The following is a 15,632-nucleotide window of genomic DNA, read 5'->3' as shown; positions in this document are numbered from 1 at the left end:
CAGATCGTGAAACGCTTATTGGACAAGATCTTTAAACGCAAGCCGGCTGCCCCGAGCCGCGCCGTCACGCTGCCGCTGGGCGACGCCGACTCGCTGGCTCCGGCAAGCCGCGGCTCGGGCTTTTATCATTTGATTTCGGGCAGCAGCCTGGACGCCGGCCGCCGCCGGGACAACAACGAAGATGCCTTGTTGTGCATCAATGTCGCGCTGGGCGCCGAACAGGCCGCCCAGCCGCTGGGCCTCTACGCCATCGCCGACGGCATGGGCGGCCACCGCAATGGCGAGCTGGCCAGCGAAGCAGCCGTGCGTGCCTGGGGCAGCGCCTTGCTGGGCAAGCTCTACAAGCTGCTGTTTGGCCCCAACCCGCAACCCGCCGAGGAATCGCTGCGGGAGTTGATGGAGGCTGCCGTCGGCGAAGCGCACCGCGCCGTGACCAAATCTGCTCCCGGCGGCGGCTGCACGCTCACCGCCGCCCTGGTGGTGGGCAACCAAATGGTGGTCGCCCACCTGGGCGACAGCCGTGCCTATGCCGTGCACCGTGACGGCCGCATGCAGCAGCTGACCCGCGACCATACGCTGGTGCAGCGCCTGCAGGAGATGGGCCAACTCAGCGCCGAAGAAGCCGCCAGCCACCCGCAGAAGTCGGTGTTGTACCGGGCGCTGGGGCAGGGCGGGGCGGCCCAGCCGGAGATCTTCATCAGCAGCCTGCCCAACCCGGGCAGCCTGCTGCTCTGCTCGGACGGCCTGTGGGGCGTGGTTTCCGATGACGAGATCCAGCGCATCGTCAACTCGACAGACAGCCCGCACCTGGCCTGTCAGAAGCTGGTGCAGGCCGCCAATCATGCCGGGGGACCGGACAATATTTCTGTGATCTTGGTGCGCGCCACCGCCTAGGGGTTATGACCACCAGCTATTTAGACAACTTCTACGCCCGCCTGGGGATCTCCCAAACGGCTTCATTGCAAGATGTGCAGCGCGCCTATCGCGCTGCGGCGCGCAAGTACCACCCAGACGCCAACCCCAGCGCCGGAGCCCAGGAGATCTTCTTGCTGGTGCAGGAAGCCTATTCCGTACTGGGCGACCAGTCTCGCCGGGCCGAGTACGATCTGACCCTGCCGCCAGACATCAACCCGCCGGCCGACCTGATGGTCAATGCGCTCTACAGCCGCAGCCAGGTGACCCCCGGCGAGGCGCAGCAGGTGGTCTACGTGATGCTCGACCTGATGGCCGCTGAGCTGCTGCGCGGCCGCCGCCCGCCGCTGAACGTCTCGCTGGTGTTGGACACCTCCACCTCCATGGCCGGCTCGCGCCTCAACCAGGTGCTCAAGTCCGCCATGCAGTTTATTGAAGAACTGGAGCCGCAAGACACCCTTTCGGTGGTGGCCTTCAATGACTATGCCGAGCTGGTCTTGCCCGCCCAGCCCGTGGTCAACCCCCAGCTGCTACGTGCCCGCCTAGGCGCCCTGCAGGCCCGCGGCGGCACCGAGATCTTGCAGGGCCTGCGCGCCGGCCTGGTGGAGGTGCGCCGCAACATGCGCCCCAATGCCGTCAATCACCTGCTGCTGGTTACCGACGGCCGCACCTACGGCGATGAAGCCGGCAGCCTGCAGCTGGCCGCCCAGGCGGCGCAGTTGGGCGTGCCTATTTCCGTGATCGGCATTGGCGAGGAGTGGAACGAAGCCTTTGTGGACCAGCTGGCCGCCACAGCCGGCGGCGCCAGCCTGTATGCCGACAAAAGCGCCCAGATCACTCAACTGGTGCAGCGCCGCCTGACCGGCCTCAACCAGGTCTACGCCAGCAATGTCAAACTGCATTACCAGGCTGGCCCTGGCTGCCGCTTGGACTATGCCTTTCGCCTGGCGCCGGATGGCGGCATGCTTCAGGGGGAGTCGCCGCTTTTTCTCGGCGACATCCCGCTGGATGGCAGTCTCAGTGTGCTGCTGGAGTTCAGCGTGGACGCGCGCACCTTTCGGGAAGGCCATGTCACCCTGGCTGAGGGCGACTTGCGGCTGGATGTGCCCAGCCGGGTGATCCCTGCCACCAAAACCCGTTTCGAGCTGACCCGCCCGGTGAAAAGCGTCGCCGCGCCTGAGGCCCCGCCGCGCGCCCTGGTGGGCGCGATTGGCAAGCTTTCGCTGTATCGGATGCAGGAGCGCGCCCGCGAGGACCTGCAAAACGGCGACCCGCAGGCGGCCGCCAAGCGCCTGCGCATGCTGGCCACCCGGCTGCTCTCCGGCGGCGAGCGCGGCCTGGCCCGCCAGGTCTTGAATGCCGCCGACGAAATTAAGCAAGGCGGCAGCCTGGGTGACAAAACCGGAAAACAGATAAAATACGGCACGCGCGCCCTGGTGGCCGACTTTGCGGCCAGCGGGCCGCTGTCTGAAAAGGAAACCACGTGACGATCACTTGCTCGAATTGCGCGGCCAAAGTGCAGACCGGCAGCTTGTTTTGCAGCCAGTGCGGCGCCGCGCTGCAAGAGAATAGCGGCGTGCCCACCATGGCCATCGGCGGGGATGCCGTACGCCCGCGGCGTTCCAAAACCAGCCCGCCCACCAGCCGCATCGCCCGCCTGGCCTTGCACATCGTGCGCACCGGCGAGATCATCCCTGTCGGCGGCGAGGGCGAGTATGTGATTGGCCGGGTCAGCAGCGGGCAGTCCGTCCTGCCGGACATCGATTTGGAGCCGTTCAGCGCTTACGAAGCAGGCGTCTCGCGCCTGCACGCCCGCATAAACGTCTCGCATGAGGCGATCCTGATCACAGACCTGGGCTCTTCCAACGGCACCCTGGTGAACGAGGAAAAGGTACTGCCGCACCAAAGCCACGTTCTGCACGACAAGGACATCGTCTCGTTGGGGCACTTCAGCGTTCAGGCACTCATCGGTCAGGATTAAGCATGGCCTATACCATTCTGGTGCACATTTTGAACGAAGAGCCCTTTGTGGGCGAGATCGACGATTTGCCGGGGCCGGCGGATGTCAGCCTGCGCATCCAAAACCCACGCAAGCGCGACGGCAAGGATCTGCCCTATTTGCAGGGCGATGTCACCTCAGTGCTTTATCCCTGGTCGCGCATCAACTTTATTGAAGTGCTGCCCAGCGGCGGCGAAGACGAGATCATTGGCTTTGTGCGCGAGTGAGTGACGTGAGTACCAACGACCAGTTTCAGAACAAGCGCATCCTGGTGGTGGACGATGAAGAGCGCATTGTGCGCTTCATCCGCCTCAACCTGGAGCAGGATGGCTTCCAAGTGGTGGAAGCCAACACCGGCCGCCAGGCGCTGGACAAGCTGCGCCAGTCGCTCCCGGACCTGATGCTGCTGGATGTGATGCTGCCCGACCTGGACGGTTTTGAGGTGCTGCGCATGGTGCGCGAGAACCATGACGTGCCCATTATCATGCTGACCGCCAAGACTGAAGAGGACGACCGCGTGCGCGGCCTGGAGCTGGGCGCCGATGACTACGTCACCAAGCCCTTCAGCCCGCGTGAGCTGGTCAGCCGGGTGCGCGCCGTGCTGCGCCGCACCGAAGGGCGCGAGGCGCAGGGCGTCATCCAGGTGGATGAGCGCCTTAAGATCGACTTTGACCGCCGCGAGGTCTGGCTGGAGGGCAAGCTGGTCAAGCTGCGCCCCACGGAATACCGCCTGCTCTACCACTTGGTGCAGAACGCCGGCTGGGTGGTGACCCATGACCAGATCCTGGCCAAGGTCTGGGGCTACGAATATCGCGACGAGCCGCACTACGTGCGTTTGTATGTGAACTACCTGCGTGAGAAGCTGGAAGAAGACCCGGCCAACCCCAAATACATCCTGACCGAGCGCGGGGTGGGCTATCGTTTTGTGGATTACAAACGCCAGCAGCCCACCGAAGAAGCCAAGCCCAAGAAGAGCAAGAGCTAGCGATCCCATCGCTGGTTAAAATAGAGAGGCTCAATGCCCTGCGTTGAGCCCGCCGTGTTTCGCCCAATACGGAGAATTAGGAATTTCGCATGAAACAGCACGCAAAAGTGTTTTACGCCTTGCTGGGCAACAATATTCTGGTCTCGATCACCAATTCCACGGTGTGGTTTGCCCTCACATTTTTTGTCTTTCTGGAAACGCAATCGGTCTTCGCCACTTCGATCATTTCCGGGTTGTACCTGGTGCTTACTTCCGCCTCCGCTTTTTGGTTTGGTTCCCTGGTGGACCATCACAAGAAGAAGGATGTGATGCTGGTTTCCAGCCTGGTCTCGGTGGTCATTTTCGCGCTGGGCTTCGGCGTGTACATCACCGCCGCGCCAGGCGAATTGGCCAATGTGGCCAGCCCGCGCCTGTGGCTGCTGGCCCCGCTGCTGTTGGCCGGCGTGATCGCCGGCAATGTGCGCTCCATCGCCATGCCGACCCTGGTGAGCATGTTGTTCCCAGCCAGGGAGCGCGAACGCGCCAATGGCCTGGTGGGCACCGCCTTCGGCATTTCGTTCCTGATGACCTCGGTCTTCAGCGGCCTGCTGGTCGGCCACTCCGGCATGTATTTGGTGCTCATCCTGGCCATGGTCATCACCCTGGCCGCCATGCTGCACCTGTGGACCATCTCGGTGCCGGAGAAGGAGATCGTCCACCTGGAAGATGCGCCGCCCGCCAAGGTGGACGTGCGCGGCACCTTCAAGCTGGTCAGGGGCGTGCCCGGGCTGCTGGCGCTGATCCTCTTTACCACTTTCAACAATTTCCTCGGCGGCGTTTTTATGGCGCTGATGGACGCCTACGGCCTTTCGCTGGTCTCGGTGGAAGTTTGGGGCTTCCTGTGGGGCGGACTCAGCACGGCCTTCATCATCGGCGGCCTGCTGATCGCCCGTTTCGGCCTGGGCGGCCAGCCCTTGCGGGCCATGTTCACCGCCAACATCGTCATCTGGATGATCAGCTCGGTCTTCACCATCCAGCCGTCCATCGTGCTGCTGGCCGTGGGCTGTTTTATCTACCTGTGTGTGGTGCCCTTCATCGAAGCCGCCGAGCACACCATCATCCAGAAGGTCGTGCCGGTGGAACGCCAGGGCCGCGTCTTCGGCTTCGCCCAAAGCATCGAATCGCTGGCCTCGCCGTTGACCGCCTTTTTCATCGGGCCGATCGCCCAGTTCATCTTCATCCCCTTCATGACCACCGGCGCCGGGGTGCAGTTGATCGGCGAGTGGTTTGGCGCCGGGCCGGACCGCGGCATTGCCCTGGTCTTCATCGTCACCGGCGTGATCGGCCTGATGGTTACGCTGATCGCCATGCGCTCCAAGCCCTACCAGGTGCTGGCCCAGCGCTACGCGGCAGCTGAATAACAGTCGTCACCCGCTTGTCATTCCGAGAAGTTCCGCAGCCGCGCCGGGGAATCCGTTTGGCCCAGCCAAGCGGTGGCCACATCTTCAATAAAGCGCGCTGCCTTTAACGTTCCTCATATAAAGCGTTTGCATTCTTTTAATTCACGCCCGCTATCTTAACTATGCTCCTAGGAGCACACTCTTACACATATCTTGGAGGTTGAGATGGCAAACATTACTCGTTGGGAACCCTTGCGGGAGATCATGGAGTTGCGCCGCGATTGGGACCGGGTCTTTGACGACAACTTCTTCCGTCCCCTGTGGAGCGACGGTGGCCGCGCAGAGGGTGTCCGTAGCTACCCGGCCGTCGATCTGTATCAGACTGCCGATGACGTTCACGTCAAGGCCACCATGCCCGGCGTGAAGGCCGAGGATGTCGAGATCCAGATCAACGGTGACCTGCTGACCGTCAAGGCTGAAACCCAGGCCGAGGAAGAGCGCAAGGACGCCACTTATCACGTGCGTGAACGCCGCGCCCACTCCTTCGTGCGGGCCATCACCCTGCCGGTCCCGGTCAAAGCTGACCAGGCCCAGGCCGAGGTGAGCGAAGGCATCCTGCACATCACCCTGCCCAAGGCCGAAGAGGCCAAGCCCAAGGTCATCACGGTTAAGGCTAGCAAGTAGCCTGGGTTATAGAGCAACCTTTAAAAAAAGAGCCCGCCATACAGCGGGCTCTTTTTGTTGCTATTTTTTATTTATGGCGGCGATGAGCCCAATGATGAACAGTGGCGCCCAGCAAATGCACTCTTCCAGCGTCATTCCGAAGATCATTTATGCCTCCCTGGTTTGCAGCTCCTCGTGCAGCGCACGCAAATAATGCCAGTTGTAAATGCCGTACTTGTGCCCGTCTTCCCACTCAATGTTCAGGGCGTAGTTGCCCACCATCTCGATGCCTTTCAGGCGCGAGGTGTTGGCGTCCATCAACGGGATGATGAACATCTCCGGGTCCGGCTCGGGTTTCATGTTCTCATGGCCGCCGCGGCACTGGGCGCAGGGGCAGGCGTTGCGCAGCAGGTCGAAGGGCAGGGCGCTGTGTACACCGTCGGCCCACTCGATCACCAGGCGCGCCTGCTTGCGGTTGGCGGTAATGTTCTTGGGGAGAATTTCGCTCACGTCTGTAGTCCTTCTTAAGGGTTAGCCACCAGCGAGAGGAAGCTGGCGGCGGCCCAGCCCGCCCGGCTGGAGTCCACTGGGGTGACCACATACCACCAGGTGTAGCCATCCGCCTCGCGCGGGCCGTCGCGGATCTCAAAGACTTCGGCGTCAAAGCCGAGGAACTCGATGCTGGTGTTCAAACCCGGCGCATTGCGGATGTTCAGCCCGCTGCCGCCGGTGTCGACCTGCACGTAGCTGCCCACGCCCATCTCGCCCGCCGCCAGCGGCGCATAGGTCGCCGTGGGCGTGGAGGTGGGCGGCGGCGTGTCCGTGGGCGGCCGCGCCGTGTTGGTCGGGCCGGGGATCCAGGTCAGCGCCGCCAGGGGCGGTTCGCTGACGCTGGGCGGCAGATACCACAGCAGGGCATAAACCGTCGCCGCGGTGAACAGTGTGCCCAGCACCAGGGCGCTGATCAGCACGCCCCGGGTGGCGTAGCGGCGCAGGTTGGACAGTTTCACGGATTAAGCATAACCCGAATTATTGGCTTTGGCTCGGCGCACAACGCTATTTTTGCCACATATTGTCTGCTTGTCTCGATTGCCGGCCAACGGGCTGCTGCCAATCAGGAGGAGCAGGTACAATCGCCCTATGACTTCGTCGGGCGAAAAGCAGCTACTCAACAAGCGCTACCAGTTGGAAGGCAGCCTGGGCAAGGGCGGCATGGCTACCGTCTACCGCGGCCGGGATCTGATGCTGGAGCGTGACGTGGCTATCAAACTCCTGCGCCAGGATTACTCCAAAGACCCCGCTTTCCGTGAACGTTTCCGCCAGGAGGCCAAGGCGGCTGCCAACCTCTCGCACAGCAACATCGTCACCGTCTACGACTTCGGCTTCGACGAAGACCGGCTTTTTATTGTCATGGAATATGTGCCCGGCACCGACCTGTACAGTCTGGTCAAGCAGCGCGGCCGCTACAACCCGCAGGAAGGCCTGCCGCTGATGATCCAGGCCTGCAAAGGCATCGGCTACGCCCACCGGGCGGGTCTGGTGCACTGCGACGTCAAACCGCACAACTTCCTGGTCACACCGGACGGTCGCCTCAAGGTGGCCGACTTCGGCATCGCCCGCGCCCTGGCCTCCATTCATCCTGATGAGGAGGCCGAAGTGGTTTGGGGCTCTCCGCAATATTTTGCCCCGGAACAGGCCGCGGGCGGCGCTCCCTCGCCGGCTTCGGACGTCTATTCGCTGGGCGTGATCATGTACCAGATGTTCACTGGTCGCCTGCCGTTCACGGCCAGCGACCCGGCCCAGCTGGCGCGTGACCACCAGATCGCCCCTGTGCAGCCGCCCAACCAGCTCAACCCCTTGATCTCGCCGACGCTCAACGAGATCATGCTCAAGGTGCTGGCCAAGGAGCCGGCCGGGCGCTACCGCACCGCCGACCAGCTCGGCCGGGTACTGCTCAACCTGGTGGCTCCGGTCCCGGCGCCGGCGGCGCCCCTGCCGCAGGCGGCCCCGCCCGCCCCGCCGCCCGCCGCAGCCCGCCGGGAGCGCCGCAGCCCGGCCGCCACAGGCGAAATGGACTGGGCTGCCGTGGGCCTGGGCCTGCTGGTCGCTCTGCTGTTGGGCGGGCTGCTGCCCTTCTGGATGTGGGTCTATCTCGTTTTCAATCCCCCGATACGATAACCGTCATTGCGAGGAGCACACACAGCAAGGCATGTTCATGCCTTGCTATACGGCGGACGAAGCAATCTCGGTGCTCGAGCTCACATTCAGATTGCTTCGTCGGCCCTGGCTTCGCCGGGCCTCCTCGCAATGACTGCAATAAGCCCTTGCCCTACATCCGTTATAATCGCTCAATGGCTTCTCAGCCAATCATCGCCCCCTCCATCCTCAGCGCTGATTTCACCCGCCTCGGAGAGCAAATCGCCGAGGTCGAACAGGCCGGCGCCGGTTGGATACATGTGGATGTCATGGACGGGCATTTCGTCCCGCCGATCAGCTTTGGCCAGGTGATCCTTGCGGCTTGCCGCCCGATCACCCAGCTGCCGCTGGATGTGCACCTGATGGTGCAGGACCCGGCGCCCATGCTGGCCTCCTTTGCCGAGGCGGGAGCCGACCAGATCACCATCCATGTCGAAGCTTGCCAGCATATCCACCGCAGCCTGCAAACCATCCGCCAGCTCGGCTGCAAGGCTGGCGTGGCACTGAACCCCGGCACCCCGGCCGGCGCGCTCAGCGAACTGCTGCCGCTGGTGGACGTGGTGTTGGTCATGTCGGTCAACCCCGGCTATGCCGGCCAGGCCTTCATTCCCGAGGTGCTGCCCAAGGTGGTCGCCCTGCGCCAAATGCTCAACGCGCTGGGCAGTCAGGCCCTGATCGAGATGGACGGCGGCATCGACGCCCAGAGTATTCCCGCCGCCCTGGCGGCCGGCGTGCAGGTCTTCGTGGCCGGCAGCGCCGTCTTCGGCCATGCAGACGGCCCGGCCGCCGGCCTGGCCGCCCTGCAGCAGGTCACCGCTTAGCTCGTATAACCCCAAACCTTATGCCCAAATCTGAACACACCTCCAAAGGCAGTATTCACATCACCCCTCGGGCGATCGCCACGATCGCTTATCAGGCGGCCATCCAGTCTTATGGCGTGGTCGGCCTGGCCTCTAGGAACTTCCTGGACGGTCTGAGCAACCTGATCGTCAAAGACCCCACTCACGGAGTCGAAGTGCGCTACGAGGACGACGCCATCCTGATCGATATTTATGTCGTCGTCGAATACGGCACCAATGTCAAAGTGGTCGCCGACAGCGTGGCCAAGACCGTGCGCTTTCACGTGGAGCGCGCCCTGGGTTTGCCTATCCGCGAAGCCAATGTGCATGTACGTGGGCTGCGCGTAAGCTAAAAAATTGTTAAATGGTGACATATGACCTCAGCTGAAAAAACCCAAGTTCGCGAAACCCGGATTGTTGCCCTGCAGCAATTCCCTGTCAACGGCATGGCGGTGAAGCGCCTGGCCCAGGCAGGCTATTCCTGGCTGGAGGCCAACAAGCAAACGGTCAACGCCCTCAACGTCTTCCCCGTGCCGGATGGTGACACCGGCACCAACATGACGCTGACGATGAAGTCCGCCGTGGAGGAAATGGACAAGACCCACGCGGACAAGGCGGATGAGATGCTCAACGCCCTGGCGCAAGGCGCCTTGATGGGCGCCCGCGGCAACTCCGGCGTGATCCTCTCGCAAATTTGGCGCGGCTTCGCCCGCTCGGTGCAAGGCAAAACTCACCTGACCTCTGAAGACCTGGCGGCGGCCTTCGTTTCCGCCCGCGACACGGCCTACAAAGGCGTGGTGCGCCCGGTGGAAGGCACCATCCTGACCGTGATCAAAGACATGGCTGTGTCCGCTGAAGAAGGCGCCGCGGCGGGCGACGACCCGATCATGTTGCTGCGCCGTGTGCTCGAAGCTTCCAAAGTATCTGTGCAGCGTACGCCGGAGTTTCTGCCCATCCTCAAAGAAGCCGGTGTGGTCGATTCTGGCGGCAAGGGCCTCAGCTTGCTGATGGAAGGCATGCTGCGCTGGGTGGAAGGCCAGCAGTTGCACACCGCCGAGACGCATGTGGCCCCCATCTCGGCCATGAACCTGGAGAGCAGCCTGGAAGCGGTGGAAGAAGGCCAGGACTACGAAGTCGTGGTGGACTTCCGCCCCAACGGCGAACTGGATCTACCCTCCTTTTACGGCGAGCTGGAGAAGATGGGCACTTCCATCCAGGTGGGCGAGGGTGAGGGCATGTACCGCATGCACATCCATGTCCCCACCGACAAGCTCTACGACCCGATCAACTATACGCTGGGTCTCGGCACCGTCACCAATGTCGCCATCGAGAACCTGATGGCGCAGATGGACGAGATCAGCGGCAAAGCCGGCCTTAAGCTCACCCCGGTCCAGCCCGGGCAGATCGCCCTGGTGGTTGTGGCTCCCGGGGCCGGCTTTGCCCAGCAGTTTGCCGAGTTGGGCGCTTCTGCGATTGTGCAGGGCGGCCAAACCATGAACCCCAGCACGGCTGACCTGCTGGCCGCCTTCGAGAACCTGCCCGGTGACAAGGTCATCATTCTGCCCAACAACAAGAATATCCTGATGGCGGCCAAGGCCGCCACCGAGGTCACCGTCAAACAGGCCGTGGTGGTGCCCAGCCGCAGCCTGCCGGAAGGCCTGGCTGCCGTGCTGCGCCACAACCCGGACGGCGAGCTGGATGCGGTGGTCAAGCAGATGCAGAGCGCCATGGCCGAAGTGCAGACCGGCGAGATCACCACCGCCAGCCGCGACGCCGAGATTGACGGCGTGAAGGTGCGCATCGGCGAGATCATTGGCCTGCACAACGGCAAGCTGGCCATCTCGGCCGGCGACCTGGACACGGCCTGCCTGCAGCTGCTGGGCAAGATGCAAGCTGACACTGCCGAGATCCTGGTCATGTATTACGGCGAAGACCTGAGCCTGGCGGACGCCGAGAGCATGGCGGACAAGATCCGCACCACCTACCCGGAATTGGAAGTGGAAGTGCAAGCTGGCGGCCAACCGCATTACCAGTTCATCTTCTCGCTGGAATAATGACTTCGGTCTGTGTAGTTAGCGACAGCACAACCCTGTTTCCCAACCCTGTCTTCGCAGGACGAAACCGTGTGCATCTCCTGCCCGCCGCCTGGCAAGGCGAGAACGGCGCAGAGCGGCTCAAGGCCAGCGATTTCCCCCTCTCGCTCAAGAGCCAGGCGGCCCTGCAGTTGGCCACGCCCAGCGCCGCAGAGCTCGAAGCGTTTTTCCGCAAACTGGGCGCGCATTACGACGGCGTCCTGATGATCGTGCATGCCGAGCGCTTTGGCGGTCTGGCCCCCGTGGCCGCCCGCGCCGCGGCCAGTCTGCACGGCAGCCTGCCGGTGCGCGTGATCGACAGCGGCACGCTGGGCCTGGGCCTGGGTCTGTTGGTGCAGGCCGCCGCCGAGGCTGCGGAGGGCGGCCTCAGCCTGGCCGATCTGGACCTGCACACCCGCAACCTGTCCGCCCGCATCTATGGCTTGCTGTGCATCCCCGGTCTGAGCTATTTGCAGCGCAGCGGCCTGGTTAACCCTTCGCAGGCCATGGTGGGCGAATACTTGAAGATCACCCAGGTCTACACACTGGAGGAGGGCGAGCTGATGCCCTCGCAGAAAACGCGCAATGCCCGCCACCTGGTGGATGCGTTGCACGAATTTCTCTCGGAGTTTGACGACCTGGAACATGTCGCCATCATGCAAGGCGTGCCCGCCTTTGACCAGGAAACTCGCGCCCTGCGCGAACGCCTGCTGGAAGAGCGCGGCGCGCTCTCGATCAGCGAACAAACCGTCAATGCCCCCGTGGCCAGCTTTGTTGGCCCGCACAGCCTGGGCATTTTCGCCCTGGAACGCTAGCCAGAGCTGGCTAGGTCAGTTTTTGCCGACAGCACCCCTTGATACAATCGTTGGATGAAGGCGTCGATTCTCAAGCTGAAGAAGTTCTTCCGGCTTGAAGCTGAGCGTGGCTACGACAACCGCGCCGTAATGGGCGGCCTCGGCACCATGCTGCATGCCTGGCAGGCCGAGGCGCGCGCCGAAGGCATCGGCGATGCCCTGCTGGAGGCCATCCAAACCCGCCTGCACAATTACGCCCAATACAGCCCGCAAGAGCGCCAGGCGGCGCTGATCGACACTTGGCGGCGCGTGGAGGCCGAGTTGGGCTTGCCGCCCAGTTCGGAACGCATCCCGGCCCGGCGGGTGGCCAAACCCGAAAAGCCCGCCAAACCCCCAGCCGCCCCCAAGACCCTAACCGCACCGCGCCGCCGCCCGGCGCCGGCCCGCGCCCGCATCAAGGGCGAGCCCGCCGCCCTGGATGCGCCCACCACCGTGCTGTACGGGGTGGGGGCGGTCAATGCCCAGCGTCTGGAGAAGCTGGGCCTGTACACCCTAGGCGATATGCTCTATCACTTCCCCCGTCGTTATGACGATTACAGCCAGCTCAGCGACATGGTCAGCCTGCTCTACGGCCAGCACGTCACCGTCATGGGCACGGTCAGATCGATCGCCAATCGTCCGGTCAAGGGCGGGCGGCGCTCGATTGTTGAGGCCCTGGTGGACGATGGCACCGCCGCCCTGCGCGTCAGCTGGTTCAACCAGCCGTGGATGCAGCGCAACCTCAGCGTGGGCAGCCAGGTGGTGCTCTCCGGCCAGGTGGACCAGTACCTGGGCCGCCTGACGATGAGCAACCCGGAGTGGGAACTGGCCGACAAGGAGCAGCTGCACACCAACCGCATCGTGCCGGTCTACCCGTTGGCGGCCGACCTGGGGCAGCGCTGGCTGCGCGGTGTGATGAAGCGCGTGGTCAGCTACTGGGCGCCGCGCGTGCCTGACCCGCTGCCGCCCGAACTGGTGGCCGCCGCCGAGGTGCGCCCGCTGCCGGAAGCTTTGCTGCAAGTGCACTTTCCCGATGCGCCGGAGCAGCTGCGCGCCGCCCGCACCCGCATCGCCTTCGATGAACTGCTGCTGATGCAGCTGGCCGTACTGCTGCAGAAAGCCGCCTGGCAGGGCCAAAGCGCCCGGCGTTTCTCTGTGCCGGCGGGCTGGCTGCCCGCACAAACCGAGGGTCTGCCCTTTGCCCTCACCGGCGACCAGCAGGCCGCGCTGGATGACCTGTTCAAGGACATGGCCTCCGGCCGGCCGATGAACCGCCTGCTGCAGGGCGATGTCGGCTCCGGCAAGACCGTGGTGGCCGCCCTGTGCATGGCCCTGGTGGCCGCCCAGGGCGCCCAGGCCGCCATCATGGCGCCGACCAGCATCCTGGCCGAGCAGCACTACCTGACCCTGCAGCGTCTGTTGGTGCGCCCAGGCGGCCTGGCGGCGGACGAAGTGCGCCTGATCATCGGCGCCACGCCAGAGAGCGAAAAGCAGCAGATCCGCGCCGGGCTGCAGGACGGCAGCATCAAGCTGGTGGTCGGCACCCAGGCCCTGATCCAGGACCCGATCTTGTTTGCCCAACTCGAACTGATCGTGATCGACGAGCAGCATCGCTTCGGCGTGGGCCAGCGCGCCAAGCTGCGCGCCAAGGGCAGCAATCCGCACCTGCTGGTGATGACCGCCACGCCCATCCCGCGCTCGCTCTCGCTGACCCTCTACGGCGACCTGGACCTAAGCGTCATCGCCGAGCTGCCGCCCGGCCGCCGCGAAGTGAACACCCAGCTGATGCTGCCGGGCGAGCGCCGCCGGGCGTATGACCTCATCCGCCGCGAAGTGCAAGCCGGGCGGCAGGCTTTCATCGTCTATCCGCTGATCGACGGCGAAGAGGGGGAGGACGGCGAAACCGACGAGCGCAAGGCCGCCGTGGAAGAGCAAAAACGCCTGCAGGCGGAGGTCTTCCCGGAGTTAAAACTGGGCCTGCTGCACGGGCGCATGTCCGCCGAGGAGAAGGACAAGGCCATGAGCGCCCTGCGCGATGGCCGGGTGCAGGTGCTGGTCAGCACCACCGTGGTCGAAGTGGGCGTGGACGTGCCCAACGCCACGGTGATGCTCATCGAAGGGGCGGACCGCTTCGGCCTGGCGCAGCTGCACCAGCTGCGCGGCCGGGTGGGCCGCGGCGGCGAGCAATCCTATTGCATCCTGGTGCCCAATGCCAGCCACGGCGCTGAAAATGAGCGCCTCAAGGCCTTGCTGGAAAGCAATGACGGCTTTATGCTTGCACAAAAGGATTTGGAGCAGCGCGGCCCCGGCCAGTTCCTGGGCAAGCAGCAATCCGGCTTTTTGGACTTCCGCCTGGCCTCGCTTAGCGACGCCCGGCTGATCGACAAGGCCCGCCGCCATGCCGAAGAACTGTTGGCGGCCGACCCACACCTGAGCCAGCCGGCTCACCTGGCCTTGGCTGTGGCAGTAAACCATTACCTTAGTGACGGCAAGGGAGACCTTAGTTAATGATTCGAGCCCTGTTCCCGGCCAGTTTCGATCCCATTCACAATGGCCACATCGATATTGCCCTGCGCGCTGCCCAGATCTTTGATCAGGTCGTGGTGGCGGTCTATTCCACCCCGCAGAAGAACCTGCTTTTCCCCACCGAAACCCGCGTCGAACTGGTGCAAGGCGCCTTTAAAACGGAGCCCAAGATCAAAGTGGTCACCTACCACGGGCTGACTGTGGAATTTGCCCGCCAGATCGATGCCCAGGTGATTGTGCGCGGCCTGCGGGCACTCTCCGACTTCGAATACGAGTTCCGCATGGCCCTGGCCAACCGCCAGCTGGCCCCCAGCATTGAGACGGTTTCGCTGATCACCAGCAAAGAACATTCCTTTCTCTCCTCCACCACCGTGCGCGAGATCGCCTCGCTGGGCGGCGATGTCAGCAGCATGGTCCCTCCACACGTCAATAAAGCGCTGAACAAGCGTTTTGCCGACATCAAGAAAAACGGCGAAGCTGAGTTTGAGCCCAGCCCGCCGCGCGATTAGATTGCCCGGTGCAGCGAGTTGACTGTGGGGCGGTTTATGTATAAGCTTTGTAATTGCTGGAAATCTGCCTACCTGGTATTTTTCTTGCACTGAAAGACTTTAAATTATGGATATCCTACAGCTAGTAGACCGTCTCGAGGAGCTCTTTAATCAGAGCCGTCCCATTCCACTGACCAATAACGTGGTGGTGGATGAGGACAAAATGCTCGATCTCATCGACCAGATGCGCGTGGCCATCCCGGACGAGGTCAAGAAGGCCCAGAAGCTGATCGCCGAACGCGACCGCACCCTGGCCCAGGCCGCCGAGGAAGCCCAGCGTACCCTGCAGCTGGCCAAGGAGAAGAGCCAAGGCCTGGTGGAGCGCGACTCGATCGTGGCCACCGCGGAAGGCCGCGCCCGAGAGGTCTTGCACCAGGCCCAGCTGGACGCCGAGGCCACCCGCCAGGAGGCCGACGACTACGTGGTCGAAGTGCTCACCAACCTGGAAATGGAACTGGAGCGCGTGCTCAACCAGGTGCGCAACGGCATCCGCGCCGTGATCCACCAGCAGGAGGAGCGCCGCGGCCAGGCTTCGGCCGCTCAGCCGCAGCCCTACGAAGCGGGTGAGGGCGGCGAAGGCTCTTCCGGCTGACCTAACAAGCCAAAGCGGCGGGCACAAGCCCGCCGCTTTTTTGTTTCACAAATCGTCATTGCGAGGAGTACTTGCTTGGCAAGTGCGA

At 63.5% G+C, this 15,632-nt stretch carries 17 protein-coding genes; 15 read left to right on the top strand and 2 right to left on the bottom strand.

Features of this window, described 5'->3' with window-relative positions; genetic code table 11:
• Positions 1-6: 6 nt before the first annotated feature.
• The 7 genes from KF885_01805 to KF885_01775 all read left to right on the top strand — a co-directional run bounded on the left by KF885_01805 (position 7) and on the right by KF885_01775 (position 5,959).
• On the top strand, positions 7-894 hold the full coding sequence (locus KF885_01805) for a serine/threonine-protein phosphatase (protein MBX3047890.1): 888 nt from the start codon (positions 7-9) through the stop codon (positions 892-894).
• 5 nt (positions 895-899) lie between these two features.
• Positions 900-2,399, top strand: coding sequence for a VWA domain-containing protein (locus KF885_01800; protein MBX3047889.1), 1,500 nt, complete (start codon positions 900-902; stop codon positions 2,397-2,399).
• The gene (locus tag KF885_01795; GenBank protein ID MBX3047888.1) at positions 2,396-2,893 is read left to right on the top strand and encodes an FHA domain-containing protein; all 498 of its coding nucleotides are present in this window, start codon (positions 2,396-2,398) and stop codon (positions 2,891-2,893) included. The genes KF885_01800 and KF885_01795 overlap by 4 nt, the downstream gene beginning before the upstream one ends.
• 2 nt (positions 2,894-2,895) lie before the next feature.
• Positions 2,896-3,138, top strand: a complete 243-nt coding sequence (locus KF885_01790) for a hypothetical protein (GenBank protein ID MBX3047887.1) — start codon at positions 2,896-2,898, stop codon at positions 3,136-3,138.
• Between the two features lie 5 nt (positions 3,139-3,143).
• The gene (locus KF885_01785) at positions 3,144-3,896 is read left to right on the top strand and encodes a response regulator transcription factor (protein MBX3047886.1); all 753 of its coding nucleotides are present in this window, start codon (positions 3,144-3,146) and stop codon (positions 3,894-3,896) included.
• A gap of 89 nt (positions 3,897-3,985) precedes the next feature.
• A complete protein-coding gene (locus tag KF885_01780) occupies positions 3,986-5,296 on the top strand; it encodes an MFS transporter (protein MBX3047885.1) in 1,311 nt (436 codons plus the stop codon).
• Positions 5,297-5,500: 204 nt separating this feature from the next.
• Positions 5,501-5,959 carry an Hsp20/alpha crystallin family protein gene (locus tag KF885_01775; GenBank protein MBX3047884.1) on the top strand — a complete coding sequence of 153 codons (459 nt, stop codon included), beginning with the start codon at positions 5,501-5,503 and terminating at the stop codon, positions 5,957-5,959.
• Between the two features lie 147 nt (positions 5,960-6,106).
• Here the strand turns inward: KF885_01775 and KF885_01770 are convergent, their stop codons facing one another.
• Together KF885_01770 and KF885_01765 are read right to left on the bottom strand one after the other, a co-directional pair.
• Positions 6,107-6,448 (bottom strand): DUF971 domain-containing protein, encoded by a 342-nt coding sequence (locus KF885_01770; GenBank protein MBX3047883.1) that lies wholly within the window; start codon positions 6,446-6,448, stop codon positions 6,107-6,109.
• A gap of 14 nt (positions 6,449-6,462) precedes the next feature.
• On the bottom strand, positions 6,463-6,948 hold the full coding sequence (locus KF885_01765; GenBank protein MBX3047882.1) for a hypothetical protein: 486 nt from the start codon (positions 6,946-6,948) through the stop codon (positions 6,463-6,465).
• Between the two features lie 130 nt (positions 6,949-7,078).
• Between KF885_01765 and KF885_01760 the strand changes: the two genes are divergently transcribed.
• From KF885_01760 to KF885_01725, 8 genes are all read left to right on the top strand, one after another.
• Positions 7,079-8,116, top strand: coding sequence for a serine/threonine protein kinase (locus tag KF885_01760; GenBank protein MBX3047881.1), 1,038 nt, complete (start codon positions 7,079-7,081; stop codon positions 8,114-8,116).
• 173 nt (positions 8,117-8,289) lie between these two features.
• Complete coding sequence (locus KF885_01755; protein MBX3047880.1) at positions 8,290-8,955, top strand: ribulose-phosphate 3-epimerase; 666 nt, start codon at positions 8,290-8,292, stop codon at positions 8,953-8,955.
• A gap of 20 nt (positions 8,956-8,975) precedes the next feature.
• Entirely contained in the window at positions 8,976-9,326 is a 351-nt protein-coding gene (locus KF885_01750) for an Asp23/Gls24 family envelope stress response protein (protein ID MBX3047879.1), read from the top strand.
• Positions 9,327-9,347: 21 nt separating this feature from the next.
• The gene (locus KF885_01745) at positions 9,348-11,027 is read left to right on the top strand and encodes a DAK2 domain-containing protein (GenBank protein ID MBX3047878.1); all 1,680 of its coding nucleotides are present in this window, start codon (positions 9,348-9,350) and stop codon (positions 11,025-11,027) included.
• Positions 11,027-11,860, top strand: coding sequence for a DegV family protein (locus tag KF885_01740; protein MBX3047877.1), 834 nt, complete (start codon positions 11,027-11,029; stop codon positions 11,858-11,860). The genes KF885_01745 and KF885_01740 overlap by 1 nt, the downstream gene beginning before the upstream one ends.
• 54 nt (positions 11,861-11,914) lie before the next feature.
• Positions 11,915-14,386, top strand: a complete 2,472-nt coding sequence (gene recG, locus KF885_01735; GenBank protein MBX3047876.1) for an ATP-dependent DNA helicase RecG — start codon at positions 11,915-11,917, stop codon at positions 14,384-14,386.
• Complete coding sequence (gene coaD / locus KF885_01730; protein ID MBX3047875.1) at positions 14,386-14,913, top strand: pantetheine-phosphate adenylyltransferase; 528 nt, start codon at positions 14,386-14,388, stop codon at positions 14,911-14,913. The genes recG and coaD overlap by 1 nt, the downstream gene beginning before the upstream one ends.
• Positions 14,914-15,019: 106 nt before the next feature.
• On the top strand, positions 15,020-15,544 hold the full coding sequence (locus KF885_01725; protein MBX3047874.1) for a hypothetical protein: 525 nt from the start codon (positions 15,020-15,022) through the stop codon (positions 15,542-15,544).
• Positions 15,545-15,632 lie beyond the last annotated feature (88 nt).

The sequence above is a fragment of the Anaerolineales bacterium genome (assembly GCA_019637805.1).
In the GTDB taxonomy this organism is placed as follows: Bacteria; Chloroflexota; Anaerolineae; order Anaerolineales; family UBA11579; genus JAMCZK01.
Note: the sequence above shows the minus strand (reverse complement) of the source record. Positions and strands in the feature narration are given on the sequence as shown.